The sequence below is a fragment of the Streptomyces daghestanicus genome, assembly GCF_020521275.1.
GTDB lineage: Bacteria > Actinomycetota > Actinomycetes > Streptomycetales > Streptomycetaceae > Streptomyces > Streptomyces griseoviridis.
On the sequence record NZ_BNDX01000018.1, the window covers coordinates 624,508 to 639,072 of the forward strand.

The window sequence follows — 14,565 nt, forward strand, 5'->3', positions numbered from 1 at the left end:
CGCCGGGGTCAGCGCGCAGTCTCCGCGTCGCCCGCCGCCCGGAACTCCACGGCGACCACGCCGTCCACATGGCGGCACAGGTCCTCCAGCACGGGCACCGCGATGTGGTCGGGGAGGCGGCCGGTGAGGACGACATGGCCGTGCGTCACATCGACCTGCACGGCGGACGGGGCCAGGCCGAGCGTCCGCACCAGGGCCTCCTCGATGATCTCGGTGCGGATCTCCCGGTCCTTGCGCAGGAAGACCCGCAGCAGATCGCTGCGGCTGACCACCCCGACCAGCCGCTCGTCCGCGTCGACCACCAGCAGCCGCTTGATGCCGTGCCGGGCCAGCACCCGGGCGGCCTCGACGACGCTCCAGTCCTCCCGGGCGCAGACCGCCGGTGACGTCATCAGCCCCGCCGCGTCCGTCGCCGACGCCTTCGCCCCGCCGGGTGGCTCGGCGTCCGGCTCGCCGCCCCAGATCTTCTGCAGGAGGTCCGCCTCCGACACCACCCCCACCGGCCGGTCGTCCGCGTCCACGACGGGCACGGCGGTGATGTCGTACTCCTGCAGCAGGTGGGCGATCTCCTTGAACGGCGTGCCGCGCTGGACGCGGACGACGGCCTCGCTCATCAGCTCGCACACCTTCTGGTGGTTCATCTAACGATCTTCCTCTCCACTGCCGGCCGCCTGTGGCCGGCCTCCGACCTTCCGCAGGTGAGAACGGACGGCAGCCCCCAGGGGTGCCCCGTGTCACGCGGAAGGGCCACGCTGTGCGAAACCCGCGGCAGTCCGGCGGTCGGCGGAGCGGCGCACCCTCACCCTCACCCTCGCCGTCACCGGGGCCGGCGGTACTCGCATGGTCCGTCGTGCGCCGGCCGCGCTGGAGCGTGACGACCGCGTCGCCCACGCCGGCCTGCTGGTCTCACCCGACGGACGCGAGCTGATCGCCCACGAGTTCGGCACCGCGGGACGGATCGCGCAGGAGAAGCTCACCGCCCGGCTGCCGCTGGAGGCCCTGCGCGGGTCCGCGGGACATGTCCACCCGCGCGCGGTTCCGTGAGTCGACGCGAGGCCGTGGTACCCCGGCTACCGGGAATGAACCGGCGCGCCCACGTGCCGCAGGCCCCGGTCGAAGAGGGGCAGCAGCGGGAACAGCGCGCCCGCGCCGAGCATGAACCAGGCCGGCCGGTGCAGGCCGCCGGTGCTCGTGTGCGCGCCGGACGCGGCGCCGGTGGCGGTGGGGGCCGAGGCGACCATCGAGCCCAGGTACATGAAGGTGCCCATCAGCCCGGCGGAGGAGCCCATCCGCCCGGGGTCGGCCTGGTGGGAGACCGGATTCTGCAGCGCCAGGCTGTTCGGTCCCTGCGGCACACCGCAGATCGGCGTGACGACGAGCAGTATCCACACCGGGCTGCCGGCGCCGAGCGTGAGGACGAGCGCGCGGGCCGCGAGCCGGCCGACGGCCCCGACGAAGCAACTCGCCGCGCACCCCGCGCGGCGGCCGGTGGGTGCGGAGACGGCCACCAGGGTGCGGGCGTACGCCGTCGGCAGCGGCCGGTTGCCCCGAGCCCCGCGGGCCGGTGAAGGGCACGTCGGCCCGTAGCCTCCGCGCCGCGAACGCGCCGCCCGCGGCCACCACGATCACCGGCGGGTACCAGGTGCCCGGGTGCGGGTTCATCAGGAGGAGCGGCAGCGCCACCAGTGCCGCCGCGAAGAGCGCCGTGCCGGGCAGGTCCAGTTCGCGGGTCACCCGCCCGCTCCTGGCCCGGTGGTCCGCGCCGCCCTGCCGGGGCAGCCGCACCGCCGAGCGGGACCGCGGCCGCCGAGAGCGGGATGGTGACGGCGAGGGCGGCCCGCCGGCCGCCCCCTGAGATCAGCGGAGCCGAGCGACCGGCCGATCACCGCCACCCTCTGGCCGGCCACCGCCGGCACGGTCAGCGGCCCGGCCGGACCGTCCGTCCCGGTGTGAACGGCCTCGCTGCGCAGCGGGGCCATGGCGGCCGGGTAGCCGGCACACGCGCGAACCGAGCAGCACCCGCGCGCCGGTCCAGCACGCCCAGGCTCGGGGCGAGGGTGCCGGCCGGCGGGTGGAGGCGAGGAACAGCCGCCGGGGGCCGAACGGGTCGATGGGCCGGCCGGCCCAGCGCGGTGGCCGGGTACAGGGCGGACACCAGCCAGGCCGTCCGGGATGGCGGGGCACCCGAGGGCCGCGCCGATGGGGACCAGGGCGAAGGCAATGATCGTGGAGGTGACGGGGTCGAGCACCCAGCCGGGGGCACCGGGGGGTATCAGCCCCGGTCGAACCGCCCGGCCGGCGCGGTACCGGGCCCCGCCGTCCCGCGGTGCGACGGGCGTCTCGTCTGTCGGCCGGGTCCTCGGACCGTCGCTCATGACGCCACCGTGAATCCAGGCAGCCTTACCTGTGCAGTTCAGCCTGCACAGTTTTCCGGGTTGACCCTCGTACCCGGACCGGCGTACGTGGACCGGGACAGTGCGGGTACGCGGAGGGGAACGCCGAGGGAGGAGTGTCATGACGACGTACGTCATCTCGGTCCCGGGAACGTTCACCGGAACCGCCGGCGAGGAGGTCCGCGCCCGGGTGGCCCGGTCCCTGCGCCCGGCCGACCCGCACCGCACCCAGATGGGGGACGAGGAGGACCTGGACGTCCTCTCCGTCAACGACGACGGAACCTTCACCGTCCGGCTCACCGTCGACGCGGCCACCGGCCCGGAGGCGGAACGGCAGGCGCGGCGGCTCGCCGAGGACGCGCTGGCCGACGCGGGCCTGGACGAGCGCGCCGCCCCGCTGGGACCGGCCGTGATCACCGGCATCGACTCGGGCGTCTGACCCGGCCCGGACGCGGTACCCGGTCAGCCCGCCGCACCCCGGAGCGGGGCACGAGGAGTGGTCGTATGCCGGTGAAGAACAATCCGCTCGACGGCAGGACGGCCGTCGTGACCGGCGCGGCGCGCGGACTGGGCGCCGCCCTGGCCCACGACCTGTCCAGGCGGGGCATGCGGCTGGCCCTGCTCGGCCGGGAACAGGCGGCCCTGGCCCGGGTCCGGGACGAGCTGCCCGGCGAGGCGGGATGCTGGGAGGCCGATGTCACCGACGACGCCGCCATGGCCCGGGCCGCCGCCGGCATCCGGCAGCGGTTCGGGCCGCCGTCGGTGGTGGTCGCCAACGCGGGCGTCGCCGAGGGCGGTCCGTTCGCCGAGTCCGACCCGGAGACCTGGCGGCGCGTCATCGAGGTCAACCTCGTGGGCAGCGCCGTCACCGCCCGCACCTTCCTGCCCGACCTGTTCCGCACCCGCGGTTACCACCTCCAGGTCGCCTCGCTCGCCTCCATCGGAGCGGCGCCCCTGATGAGCGCCTACTGCGCGTCCAAGGCGGGCGTGGAGTCCTTCGCCCACGCGCTGCGGGCCGAGGTGGCCCACCGGCGGGTCGGCGTCGGCATCGCCTACATCAACTGGACCGACACCGACATGATCCAGGACGCCGACCGGTACCCCGTGCTGCGCGAGCTGCGGGGCCACATGCCGCCGCCCGCCCGGAAGGTCTACCCGGTCGCCCTCGTGGCCGGACGGCTGGCCGACGCGGTCGAACGGCGCCGGCCCAGCGTGTACGTACCGCGCTGGCTGCGCGCGGCCCAGCTGGTGCGGGCCGCGATGCCGCCCGTCGTCACCGCGGTGTCCCGGCGGGAACTGCCCCGCCTCGCCGCCGCCCAGCCGTTCGAGGCGACCGGCCTGCTCGGCGCGGGCGGCCGGGCCGCGCTGGCCCCGCCCCGCCCGCTGGGCCGGCTCGGCGGCGCGGGCGACTGACGCCCCGGGCCGGCCCGGGTGTCAGGACGGGGAGCGGTGGGTCCAGCCGCCGGCCAGCATCGTCGCGTGCACCGGCATGGCGCGCAGGGTGCCCGGGTCCGCGCGCAGCGGGTCGGCGTCGGTCACCACCAGGTCCGCCGGGTCCCCGACCCGGATCAGCCGCCTGCCCCGGGTGGAGCAGGCGAGCGCCTCGGCCACCGTGATCCGCTGCTCCGGGTGCCACGGCGGCCGGCTGCCGTCCGTCCGCTCGACCGCCGAGGCGATGGTCAGCCACGGGTCCAGCGGCGCCACGGGCGCGTCGGACCCCAGCTCCAGCCGGGCGCCGGCGCGCAGCAGGCCGGCGAAGGCGTAGGCACGGTGGGTGCGGCCGCTCCAGTGCCGGTCGGCCACGTCCCGGTCGTCCACGGCATGGGTCGGCTGCACCCCGAGGGTGATGTCCAGCTCGGCGAAGCGCGGGACGTCCTCTGCGGCCAGCAGCTGGCCGTGCTCGATCCGGCCGGGGCAGCGCACCGCCTCGAACGCGTCCAGCGCCGTCCGGTTGGCGCGGTCCCCGATGGCGTGCACGGCCGGGGTGATGCCGTGTGCGGACGCGTGGCGCAGCAGCGCGACGAGTTCGTCCGGCCCCACCTCGGCGAGCCCGTGGGAACCGGGCGCGCCGGGCTCCAGACCGGGGTAGGGGTCGTGGCAGAGGGCGGTACGGGTGTTGAGGGAGCCGTCGCCGAGCACCTTGAGCGGCCCCACCTCGACGCGGCCGGCGGGCGTGTCCAGGAGCTGACCGGTGCGCAGCCCGCGCCGGACCGCCGCGTCCAGGTACGGCGGCCACACCGAGGCGGCCACCCGCAGCGGCGGCGGCGTGGCCCGCGCCCGCCGGGTCCAGTCGGTGATGTTGTCCGCGTACTCGAAGTCGATGAGGCCGGTCACCCCGCGGGCCGCCGCCGCGGCGCACGCCTCGCGCACCCACCGGTCGGTCACCTCGGCGGACACCGCCGTGAGGGCCGCGACGGCACGCATGCAGGTCTCGTCCCGCAGCACTCCCGTCGGATGGCCGCCGTGTCCGGCGGCGGCGAGGGCGGCGGAGTCGAGCCAGGCGCAGTGCAGGTCGGCGCCGATCAGCAGCACCGGCCGGTCCCCGGCGACCGCGTCCAGCAGGTCCTTGCCGGGGGTGTCGGGCCACAGTCCGTCGCGGAAGCCGTAGCCGACGAGGATCTCCCCGGCCGGCAGCGTGGCGGCCCGGGCGCCGACCGCGTCGGCGGCGGCCCGCGCCGACCGGGCGCCGGACAGGTCGAGCCGGCGGCGCACCCCCGCCCACTGGACCAGGTGCACATGGCAGTCCCAGAGGCCGGGCAGCAGGGTACGGCCGTCCAGGTCGACGCGCTCACCCGCGGCGCGGGGCGCCTCGCCCGCCGGGTGCACGGCCGTGACCAGGCCGTCCTCGATCCGTACGTCGCTCAGCGGCCCGTCGGCTCCGAGGCGGGCCCGGATCAGGGTGACCGGTGGCGCGGTGGTCGTGCGGGTCGTCGTCACGGGGTCCTCCAGGCGGGGAAACGGCGCGTGCGGTGGTCCACCGGCGCGGACCGTACCCCGCGGGGGCGGGTCCCGGCGAGAAGGCCGCCGGACACCGTGGCGACGACGGACCGGGCCGGCCGTGTACGGCCGGCCCGGTCACGGGGGACCGTCACGTCCTGGGCGTACCGGTGACGGTGAACTGCGAACCGGGTTCGATCCGCACGTCGCCCTCGGCGGAGTTCCTGATGGTGACGTCCGTGAGCGTGGCGCTGCCCCGGGCGCCGCCCATCGCCAGGATGCCGGAGCCGTGGATCGACCCGTCGATCAGGACACCGGTGATCCGGACGTCCGGCGTCGCGCCGCCTCCCGTCTTGAACTGGATGCCGTCGTACGTCGAGTCATGGATCTCGGTGTCCCGGATGGTCACCCCCGGGATGTCCTGCCCCTGCGCGAACAGCGTGATGGCGCCGAACTCCTGCGCCTCGCCCCAGAACGCGCCGCCCGTGCGGTACAGGGCGTTGCCCGCGATCAGGGTCTGCCCGGAGAAGGGCAGCGGGTCGTGATCGGTGGCCAGCATGATGCCCGGGTAGTTCATGGTGTCCGAGACGACGTTGTTCTCGACGGTGTTGCCGTAACCCCCGTAGACCGCGATGCCGTTGGCCCGCCACGGCAGCTGGATGGTGTTGTTGCGGAAGTGGTTGTCGTGGCCGATGTCGACGGCGGGGTCCTTCACGTACTTGCTGGCCCACACGGCGAGCGAGTCGTCGCCGGTGTTGCGGAAGGACGAGTTGTGGACGGTCGAGTTGCGGGTGCCGTTGGCGAAGTTGATGCCGTCGGCGTAGGTGTTGCGGATGCGGACGCCGGTGAACTCCAGCCCGTCGCCGGGCCCCCACAGCTCCGGGATGTTCGAGTAGTCGCGGCCGGCCCAGACACCGACGTTGGCGTGCTCGATCCACACATCGGAGATCTTCGTGTTCTTGCCGAAGCGGCCGTTGAGACCGACCCCTCCTTCCTGGCCGCCGTCCCCGCCCCGGATGGTGCCGGAGCCGAAGATGGCGATGCCGGATATCCGGGTGTTGTCGTCGATGTCGAAGCCGAAGTTGCCCTCGTGCGGGTGGTTGATGCCGCCGGCCTCGTGCGGCGGGGTCAGCGTGGAGAACTGCGCGTGCCACATGCCGGCGCCGCGGAGGGTGACGTCCCGGATGCCGACCTGGTTGTACTGGCCGCGGTTCTGGGGGTCGTCGGTGAGGATCTTCTGCTCCTGGCGCCACTGCCCGGCCGGCACCCACACGCAGGGGATCCGGCCGTCCTGGTCGGCGGTGACCGCCCGCTGGAGGGCGTCGCTGTCGTCGAGCCCGTCGTTGGGGACGGCCCCGTACTCGGTGATCGACACGCAGTCCGCCGGTTTGCCGGCCGGGGGAGCGACCTGCTCCAGGTCGATCAGGTCGATGATCTGGAAGGCGGCGGTGTCGCCCGCGTCGCGCTGGAGCCGGAACGTGGTGCCCGGCGGGTAGGTGTCCGCCAGCAGCGCGTGGGACTCGTCGAACAGGCGCCGAGCGTCACCGCCGGGCCGGTTGGTGAGCCCCTCCGGGTCGTCGGTGGACCCGTACAGCCAGCTGTGCTTGGACGACAGGGGCAGCTTCTGCACGAACCGGCCGTCGGCGTACAGGCTGATAGTGGTGTCCGCGCCGCCGCCGCCGGGCGCGTCGGGGACGGAGTTGCGCACCACGACGGAGTTGGCCGAGGCGGTGGAGGTGAACTCGACGTACTCGCCGGTGGCGTCCAGCCGGACCGACTTCCGTCCCGAGGACTCGGTGCCGAAGTTCGTGTGCCCGAAGGTGCGCTCGGCGTCGGCCTCCAGCAGGGTCCCCCGGTAGCGGCCGTCCTCGGCCTCGTACTCGGTGTACGGCACGGCGGCGCCCCGGCCGACGACGAGGGGCTTGGTGAACACGTTGTCGGTCTCGTCGGTCTCGGTCACCACGCCGGTGGCGTCGGCGGTCGCGGTGAGTGTGGTACCGCCCGCGGCCGCCGTCCAGGCGCCGGTGACCGGCACGTCCACCGTGGCGCCCGCGGCGACCTGGCCGGTGGTGCCGTCGAGGGTGGTGGTGCCGGCCTGGAGGCGGGTCACCGATCCGGCCGGGGCGGCGGTGGTCCCGGCGTTGTGGACGGCGACGGTGAAGGAGACGGCGGCGCCCACGGCCGGGTTCGCCGGGGCCGGTGTGATGGCGCGGACCTCCAGGTCGGGTCCGGGCGCGCGGGCGACGACCAGCCGGTCGGCGGCGTTGCGGCTGTTGTTGGTGTCGTCCAGCTCGACGACCGTGCCGCGCGGGTCCACCACCGCGGAGACGCCGTAGCTGCCGGCCGGGCGGGTCCCGGCGCCGACCTCGACCTGGGCGGAGGCGCCGGGTTCCAGGGCGGGGACCTGGGCACCGCCCGCGACCGTGCCCTCGACGCTGGCCTCGACCGTCGTCGCGGCCGAGCGGGCGGTCCCGGCGTTGCGGACGGTGGCGCGCACGGTCACCGGGTCGCGCTCGGTGGGCTGGGCCGGTGACCAGTCCAGGCCGGTCACGGTCAGGTCGGGCGCGGGTGCCGCGGTGCCGACCACCTGGAACTCGGCGACCTGGCCGCCGGGGGCCCCGGTGTTCGCGGAGAACCTCAGCCGTACGTCGGCCCAGCGGCCGTTGACCGGGATCGTCACGGTGTTGCCGGTGGCCGGGGTGAAGGCGTAGTCGGCGCGGTCGCGGACCGAGGTGAAGGTGCCCGCGGACGCGGCACGGCCCAGCACCTGGATGCCCTGGGTGCGGGCCGCCCACACCGGGTCCGGGTTCAGCTTGACCACCACGGCGCTGACGTCCGCGTCCGCGCCCAGTTTCACGGTGAGGTCGGCCGGTTGTCCCGCGGCCTCCCAGTAGGTGGAAAGGGAGTCGTCGGTGGCGTTGGCGGCGACGTAGGACTGCGTCGAGGAGGTGGCCTCGGCGGGTTTGCCGCGCGCCAGGTTGGTATCGGTGGGCGGCGGCTCGGTGGTCGCGTCCTCGCCGTACACCTCCAGCTCGGCGAGCTGGGCCGCGTTCCAGCCGGTGTTGCCGCTGATCGCGACGCGCACGTACCGGGCCTCGGCCGCGTCCGCCAGGTCGACGGAGACGGTGTTGCCCCGCGCCGGGTCGAAGGCGCGGGGGGCGGAGGCGTCGAGGGTGCGGAACGCGGAGCCGTCGGCACTGCCCTGGAGGGACAGCGTCTGGGTACGGCCCTCCCAGCCGGACGGCAGCTTGAGCACCACCCGGTCGACGTCCCGGGCGGTCCCGAGGTCGGTCTGCACCCACTGCGGGAACGACCCGGCGGGGCCCTCCCAGTAGGACGCCTGCGCGCCGTCGGTGACGTTGCGGGCGGGGTATTCACCGTGTGTGCCGCCGGCCGTGGCCGGACGGCCGAGCGCGAGGTTGGCGCCGGCGGCGGCGGGCGCCCGGCCCGGCGCGGCCTGGGCGGGGGCGGCGAGGGCCAGCGTCGCCGGTCCGGCCGCCACGAGACACGCCGTGACCGCGCAGGTCAGCGGTCGGCGGCCGAGGGATCTCCATCTCATGAGGTCCTCTGTTTCCGTGAAGTCTGCACGCCAATTGAGCAATCAGGTCGACTTTTTGCGGAAAACGCGTCATCAGAGTTGTGGTGGCCCAGGGGTTTGTCAATGCTCCGGGAAGGGAGCTGTGACATGCGGAAATCCGCTTGCGCTGCTTGCGCCGCCTTGCGTTGACCGGCGCGTTCCGGCTGCCTACGCGGTGACCCCGCCGTATGTCTCGTGCGGAGGGGTCGGATGGCTGTGCGCGGGGACATCCGGTAGGTGACTGAGCGCAAAGAAACGAGCAAGACGCGCAAATACCTTGCTCGTCGAGCGTCCGGAGGTGCGCCCGGTGGGGGAGGTCAGGTGCCCAGGCCGGCGTCGCGGGCGCGGGTCATCGCGTCGTCGCGGTTGCTGACCTGGAGCTTGGCGAAGATGTGCGACACGTGGTTGCGCACCGTCTGGTCCGACGGGGACAGATGACGGGTGATCCGCCGGTTGGTGTGCCCGCGGGCCGGCAGATCGAGAACCTCCCGCTCCCGGCCGGTCAGCCGGGGGAAGGCCAGCCGGCCGGGGAACGCGGGGATCGCGGGGAAGTACGTGCCCAGCCGTTCGGCGATGGAGGCGCTGAACACCGCGCCTCCATCGGCCACCGTCCGTACCGCGCGCAGCAGTTCGTCCCGGGACGCCTCCTCGGCCACACAGCCGTGCGCGCCCGCGCGCGGCGCCGCCACCTCGTCGTCGTCCTCGAACAGGGAGACGACGAGCACCCGCGGCCGGGGGCCGGCCGTCCCCGAGGTGATCGCGCGGAATCGCCTCCACGCCCGGCGTCCGGGGCGCTCGCGGCTCCAGGAGGACCACCTGCACGGCGCGGCCGAGCCGGGTGACGGTCTCGACCGCCCCCTCGCCGCTGCCCGCCTCCCCGACCACCGCCAGGTCGTCCTCGGTGTCCAGGGCGACCCGCAGTCCCTGGAGGAACAGGGGATGGTGGTCGACGATGAGCACACCCACGGCCACGGCCTCAGCTCGGGCCCCTTCGCACCATGTCGTCAATAAGGCTAGGTGCTTCCCCCTTTGGTCCAGGAGTGTCCTTTCCGGTCGTCCACCTGCCCGCTCGATGACGGTTCCGGAGCGGGTCGGGACCGTCGCGAATCGAACGCGCGCCAACGGGTGGCTCCGGCGTGCGAGAACCGGCACCGGTGTGGTGGGTTTGAGCGCGGTGGTGCTGGTTCCGGCGGGCGCTCCCCGGCCCGGTCGGTGTGCCGGTGGGGCGACGGACGGCCGGTCGGTGAAGCGACTCGAATGCGACGTGGAGGACGCGGCGCGGGCGCGGCGCGGGACACGGTGCGTCGGGGCGGGGCCGGAGTGGGCGGGGTGATTGATTGCGTACGCGGGCTATTGTGCATGCGGGTATACGCGCAGTGATAATATCTACGTGTGCAAACTGGTGCGAGGGGTCAGTACCGCCCGCTCGCACCGGCTGCCGAGGCATGGCCCCGGGGCCGCACCGTGCCTGCTTTCCGTCGTCACCAGGAGATTTTCTGTGAGTTCTCTCTTCGAGCCCTACACGCTGCGTTCGGTGACCGTGCCCAACCGGGTGTGGATGCCGCCCATGTGCCAGTACTCCGCCGCCCCCGACGGTCTGTCCCAGGGCGTGGCCGACGACTGGCACTTCCAGCACTACGGCGCCCGCGCGGCGGGCGGTACGGGGCTGATCATCGTGGAGGCCACCGGCATCGCGCCCGAGGGCCGCATCTCCCCGCAGGACCTCGGCCTGTGGAACGAGACGCAGGCAGGCGGGCTGCGCCGGATCACCGACTTCCTCAAGAGCCAGGGCACCGTCCCCGGCATCCAGCTCGCCCACGCCGGCCGGAAGGCCTCGACCAGCCGGCCGTGGCAGGGCGACCGCCCGGTCGGACCGGACGAGCACGGCTGGACGCCGGTCGGCCCGAGCGCCGAACCCTACCCCGGCCTGAAGGTCCCGCACGCGCTGACCGTCGAGGAGATCCAGGACACCCTCGACAAGTGGCGCGCCTCCGCCCGGCTCGCGCTCGCCGCCGGCTTCCAGGTCGTCGAGATCCACGGCGCCCACGGCTACCTCATCGGCAACTTCCTCTCCCCGCACAGCAACCGGCGCACCGACGCGTACGGCGGCAGCTTCGAGAACCGCATCCGCTACGCCGTCGAGGTCGTCGACGCCGTACGGGAGGTCTGGCCCGACGACCTCCCCCTGTTCTTCCGCCTCTCGGCCACCGACTGGCTGGAGGAGGGCGGCTGGACCCCGGACGACTCCGTGGCCCTCGCCCGGGTGCTCACCGAGCACGGCGTCGACCTGATGGACGTCTCCACCGGCGGCAACGCGGCCGGGGTGACCATCCCGGTCGGCCCCGACTACCAGGTGCCGTTCGCCGCCCGCATCAAGCGGGAGACGGACATGCCCGTGGCGGCGGTCGGCGAGATCTCCGACCCCGGCCAGGCGGAGAAGATCCTCGCCGCCGGTGACGCCGACGCGGTCCTGATCGGCCGGCAGTTGCTGCGCGAGCCCACCTGGGCCCGGCGCGCCGCCCGCGAACTCGGCGGCGACGTGCGCATTCCCCCGCAGTACGGCTGGCGTCCCTGATCCACCGGGGCACCGGAGGCCGGTAGCCAGGGGAGCGCCGGGCGCCGGTCCCGGCCGTGCCCGCGTGTGCGCCGCCGGGGACTGAGTGGGCGCTTTATCATGTTCCGGTGCGATGTGTCCCCCGCTGGGCCCTGCTCTCCTCCGGGTGCGCGCCCGTCCTGCTCGTCGCGGGCTGGACGGGCGCCGCGTCGTTCGAAGGCTCCGCCTACGACCCCCTCACCCAGACGATCAGCGTCCTGGCCGCCCCGGGGAGCCCCGGCTACTGGCTGATGACCGGGGCGCTGCTCGCCCTCGGCGTCTGCCATCTGCTGTCCGCCTGGGCACTGCGGCCCGCCGCGACCCCGGGCCGCCTGGCGCTGGGCGGCGGCGGGCTCGTCGCGTTCGTGGTGGTCGTGCTGCCCGCGCCGAGCAGCGGGGGCTCCCTGCGGCACGGCTCGGTGGCCGTGATCGGGTTCACCCTGCTGGCGCTCTGGCCGGTGCTGGCCGCGCGGGGCGGCGGCGGTACCGCGACTCCCTGGGCCTTGCGGCCCGGACCGGCGCTCGCGGCGACGGCCGTGATGGCCGCATGCGGCCTCTGGTACATCGTCGAGACACAGCGGCACGGCGCCGCGGGCCTCGCGGAACGCGTGACGACCTTCGCCCAGTCGGTGTGGCCGCTCGTGGTGGTCACCTCGTGCCTCACCCGCGCCGGGACCCCGCCCCCGCGGCGCGCGGAGCGGCCCGCCGGTCAGCCGCGGAGCCGCCCGTGACCGCGGGGCGGCCGGGCCTGCCCGCCGGCGCCGGCCCCGGTGCGTCCCGCGCACCGGTCGTCAGACCCCTCGCGTCCACACGTCCGGGCCGCCGCCACGCCAGTCGATCATCAGGGAGCGGACCACGTCCATCTCGTCCCACCCCTGGAGCCCGGCCTCCTGGAGGAAGCGGGCGACGTCCGTCACGCTGTACGCCCGGCCCAGGATCTCGCCGTCCACCCGCACCCGTCGGCCCCCCTCGTCGTCCGGCGGATACACGGTCACCGGACGGGTCGTCGCAGCCATGTCGCGGTCCGGGGTCAGCTCTTGAGGAAGTCGAGCAGATCCCGGTTGAACCGCTCCTTGTCGCCGTCGACCATCGCGATGCCGTGCGAGCCGCCCTCGTACACCTTCAGCGTCGCCTGCGGGATGATCCGCGCGGCCTTGCGGGCGGTGGCGTCGATCGGGACGATCTGGTCGTCGTCGCCGTGCACGATCAGCGTCGGCACGTCGAACCTGCGGCAGTCCTCGTGGAAGTCGGTGTAGCCGAAGGCGTCCACGCAGTCGACGCCGCCCGTGATCGCCTGCTGCATCGCCATGTACCAGAACGCGTCCTTGTTGCCCTGCGTCACCTTGTTCCCCTCGCGGTTCGCGGAGAAGAACCCGACCGCGGTGTCCTGCCAGAACTGCGAGCGCTCCTTGAGGATGCCGGCCTTGATGCCGTCCAGCACCGAGCCCGGCACCCCCTCGGGGTTGTCCGGGCCCTGCGCCATCAGCGGGGTGACGGCGGAGAGCAGCACGGCCGACCTGACCCGCGAGGTGCCGTGCCGGCCGATGTAGCGCGCGAGTTCACCGCCGCCCATCGAGTGGGCGACCAGGGTGACGTCGCGCAGGTCGAGATGGGTGACGAGGTCCTCCAGGTCGTCCGCGAAGGTGTCGAAGTCGTAGCCGTCGTACACCGGTGTGGAACGCCCGTGGCCCCGGCGGTCGTGGGCGATCCCCCGGAAGCCCGCGTCGGCGACCGCCTTGAGCTGGTCCTGCCAGGCGTCGCCGTTGAGCGGCCACCCGTGGATGAAGACGACCGGACGTCCGCTGCCCCAGTCCTTGTAGAAGATCTCGACTCCGTCACGCGTCGTGCAGATGGGCATGGGACTCGCTCCTCGCGGGGAAGGGGAGGGGCACCGCGCGTTCCGGTGCCGTGTTCTCAGCAGAGTCCAGCCGGCCCGGTCGCGCAATCCGCGGACCCGTCCGGCGCCCTCCGTTGCGCCGACCGGGTGAGCGGTCCCTTCCCTCCCGGGGGCGGGACGCGGGGTCAGGGTCGTGACCGATCCGGTACGGAGACACGCCCAGAAGGGGGTCGCGGCGAATGAGCGGGACGACGGACGGGGCGACGGGCGGGACCGTGACAGCGGTCAGCAGCAACGGCGAGTACTCCTTCACCAAACCCAACCGGCCGAGCATCACCCTGCTGGCCGGCCTGGGCGTGGAGGGCGACGTGCACGCCGGGGTGACCGTCAAGCACCGCTCTCGCGTCGCGCAGGACCCGACCCAGCCCAACCTGCGCCAGGTCCACCTCATCCACGAGGAACTGTTCGCCGAGGTCGCCGACGAGGGCTTCGAGGTGACCCCGGGCGACCTCGGCGAGAACGTCACCACCCGCGGCATCGACCTGCTCGCCCTGCCGGCCGGTGCCCTGCTGCGCCTCGGCGACACGGCGGTGGTGGAGGTGACCGGCCTGCGCAACCCCTGCCTCCAGATCGACCGCTTCCAGGGCGGCCTGCTCAGGCGGGTCGTGGGCCGCGACGAGACCGGCCGCCTCGTGCGCAAGGCCGGGATCATGAGCGTCGTGAAGGTGGGCGGCGTGGTCCGCCCCGGCGACCCGGTCGTGGCGGAACTCCCCAGCGGGCCGCACCGGCCGCTGGACCGGGTCTGACCCGTGGCCCCGCCCCTTCGGTCTCAGGGCCGGGCCGCATCGCTCAGCCCGCACCGAGCCACCCCGTCCTGACGGACACGCGTCCTGACGGACACGCGTCCTGACGGACACGCGTCCTGACGGACACGCGTCCTGACGGCCTCGCGTCCTGACGGCCTCGCGGCCCCGCAGTCCCGCTGAAGCCCGCTGTGATGACAGCCATGCTGTCTCAAAAGAGCATCCGCATGCCGAGACGGCGTGGCTTGTGGAGGTGCCCGTTCCGTATATTCGCACGCATGTCTGCTCCGGCCGCCCTGCTGTGCCTCGCGCTCTTCGCGAACTCCGCGTGGTGTGTCGACGACGGTCTCTGTCGCCCCTGACGCCCGCCCCGTCCGCGCCGCCGCGCCGCCGGGCGCCCCGTGCCCCCGCCCGTCGCCCCCGAG

14 protein-coding genes are annotated in these 14,565 nt (G+C 74.2%); 7 read left to right on the top strand and 7 right to left on the bottom strand.

Annotated features, from left to right (window positions below; genetic code table 11):
• Positions 1 to 8: 8 nt before the first annotated feature.
• Positions 9 to 641, bottom strand: coding sequence for a CBS domain-containing protein (locus tag Sdagh_RS35330; RefSeq protein ID WP_189414300.1), 633 nt, complete (start codon positions 639 to 641; stop codon positions 9 to 11).
• 199 nt (positions 642 to 840) lie between these two features.
• Between Sdagh_RS35330 and Sdagh_RS35335 the strand changes: the two genes are divergently transcribed.
• The gene (locus tag Sdagh_RS35335; RefSeq protein ID WP_190076526.1) at positions 841 to 1,044 is read left to right on the top strand and encodes a hypothetical protein; all 204 of its coding nucleotides are present in this window, start codon (positions 841 to 843) and stop codon (positions 1,042 to 1,044) included.
• A gap of 26 nt (positions 1,045 to 1,070) precedes the next feature.
• Here Sdagh_RS35335 and Sdagh_RS35340 read toward each other — a convergent pair whose 3' ends face one another.
• Positions 1,071 to 1,508, bottom strand: a complete 438-nt coding sequence (locus Sdagh_RS35340; protein ID WP_226536191.1) for a hypothetical protein — start codon at positions 1,506 to 1,508, stop codon at positions 1,071 to 1,073.
• A 1,006-nt stretch (positions 1,509 to 2,514) separates the two neighbouring features.
• Between Sdagh_RS35340 and Sdagh_RS35345 the strand changes: the two genes are divergently transcribed.
• On the top strand, positions 2,515 to 2,832 hold the full coding sequence (locus tag Sdagh_RS35345) for a hypothetical protein (RefSeq protein WP_189414302.1): 318 nt from the start codon (positions 2,515 to 2,517) through the stop codon (positions 2,830 to 2,832).
• Between the two features lie 65 nt (positions 2,833 to 2,897).
• The gene (locus tag Sdagh_RS35350) at positions 2,898 to 3,806 is read left to right on the top strand and encodes an SDR family oxidoreductase (protein WP_189414303.1); all 909 of its coding nucleotides are present in this window, start codon (positions 2,898 to 2,900) and stop codon (positions 3,804 to 3,806) included.
• Positions 3,807 to 3,827: 21 nt separating this feature from the next.
• Here Sdagh_RS35350 and Sdagh_RS35355 read toward each other — a convergent pair whose 3' ends face one another.
• The 3 genes from Sdagh_RS35355 to Sdagh_RS35365 form a co-directional block, all read right to left on the bottom strand.
• Positions 3,828 to 5,330, bottom strand: coding sequence for an amidohydrolase (locus Sdagh_RS35355; protein WP_190076527.1), 1,503 nt, complete (start codon positions 5,328 to 5,330; stop codon positions 3,828 to 3,830).
• Between the two features lie 151 nt (positions 5,331 to 5,481).
• Positions 5,482 to 8,889 (bottom strand): CARDB domain-containing protein, encoded by a 3,408-nt coding sequence (locus Sdagh_RS35360; protein ID WP_190076528.1) that lies wholly within the window; start codon positions 8,887 to 8,889, stop codon positions 5,482 to 5,484.
• A gap of 335 nt (positions 8,890 to 9,224) precedes the next feature.
• Positions 9,225 to 9,632, bottom strand: coding sequence for a response regulator transcription factor (locus tag Sdagh_RS35365; protein WP_226536193.1), 408 nt, complete (start codon positions 9,630 to 9,632; stop codon positions 9,225 to 9,227).
• Positions 9,633 to 9,660: 28 nt separating this feature from the next.
• Between Sdagh_RS35365 and Sdagh_RS35370 the strand changes: the two genes are divergently transcribed.
• From Sdagh_RS35370 to Sdagh_RS35380, 3 genes are all read left to right on the top strand, one after another.
• Positions 9,661 to 9,918 carry a hypothetical protein gene (locus Sdagh_RS35370; RefSeq protein WP_226536195.1) on the top strand — a complete coding sequence of 86 codons (258 nt, stop codon included), beginning with the start codon at positions 9,661 to 9,663 and terminating at the stop codon, positions 9,916 to 9,918.
• A gap of 487 nt (positions 9,919 to 10,405) precedes the next feature.
• Complete coding sequence (locus tag Sdagh_RS35375; protein ID WP_189414306.1) at positions 10,406 to 11,482, top strand: NADH:flavin oxidoreductase/NADH oxidase; 1,077 nt, start codon at positions 10,406 to 10,408, stop codon at positions 11,480 to 11,482.
• A 107-nt stretch (positions 11,483 to 11,589) separates the two neighbouring features.
• Positions 11,590 to 12,231 (top strand): DUF998 domain-containing protein, encoded by a 642-nt coding sequence (locus Sdagh_RS35380; RefSeq protein ID WP_190010832.1) that lies wholly within the window; start codon positions 11,590 to 11,592, stop codon positions 12,229 to 12,231.
• Positions 12,232 to 12,291: 60 nt separating this feature from the next.
• On the opposite strand, the gene Sdagh_RS35385 is transcribed toward Sdagh_RS35380, so the two are convergent.
• Positions 12,292 to 12,516 (bottom strand): hypothetical protein, encoded by a 225-nt coding sequence (locus Sdagh_RS35385; protein ID WP_189414308.1) that lies wholly within the window; start codon positions 12,514 to 12,516, stop codon positions 12,292 to 12,294.
• A 14-nt stretch (positions 12,517 to 12,530) separates the two neighbouring features.
• Positions 12,531 to 13,358: an alpha/beta fold hydrolase gene (locus Sdagh_RS35390; RefSeq protein WP_189414309.1), complete on the bottom strand. Its 828-nt coding sequence runs from the start codon at positions 13,356 to 13,358 to the stop codon at positions 12,531 to 12,533.
• Between the two features lie 218 nt (positions 13,359 to 13,576).
• Here Sdagh_RS35390 and Sdagh_RS35395 point away from each other — a divergent pair, with 218 nt between their 5' ends.
• Positions 13,577 to 14,143, top strand: coding sequence for an MOSC domain-containing protein (locus tag Sdagh_RS35395; RefSeq protein ID WP_190076529.1), 567 nt, complete (start codon positions 13,577 to 13,579; stop codon positions 14,141 to 14,143).
• The last annotated feature ends 422 nt before the right edge of the window (positions 14,144 to 14,565 follow it).

Coding starts and splice junctions, on each gene's coding strand:
- Sdagh_RS35330 (WP_189414300.1), bottom strand. CDS start 641: ATGAACCACCAGAAGGTGTGCGAGCTGATGAGCGAGGCCGTCGTCCGC.
- Sdagh_RS35335 (WP_190076526.1), top strand. CDS start 841: ATGGTCCGTCGTGCGCCGGCCGCGCTGGAGCGTGACGACCGCGTCGCC.
- Sdagh_RS35345 (WP_189414302.1), top strand. CDS start 2,515: ATGACGACGTACGTCATCTCGGTCCCGGGAACGTTCACCGGAACCGCC.
- Sdagh_RS35350 (WP_189414303.1), top strand. CDS start 2,898: ATGCCGGTGAAGAACAATCCGCTCGACGGCAGGACGGCCGTCGTGACC.
- Sdagh_RS35360 (WP_190076528.1), bottom strand. CDS start 8,889: ATGAGATGGAGATCCCTCGGCCGCCGACCGCTGACCTGCGCGGTCACG.
- Sdagh_RS35385 (WP_189414308.1), bottom strand. CDS start 12,516: ATGGCTGCGACGACCCGTCCGGTGACCGTGTATCCGCCGGACGACGAG.
- Sdagh_RS35390 (WP_189414309.1), bottom strand. CDS start 13,358: ATGCCCATCTGCACGACGCGTGACGGAGTCGAGATCTTCTACAAGGAC.
- Sdagh_RS35395 (WP_190076529.1), top strand. CDS start 13,577: ATGAGCGGGACGACGGACGGGGCGACGGGCGGGACCGTGACAGCGGTC.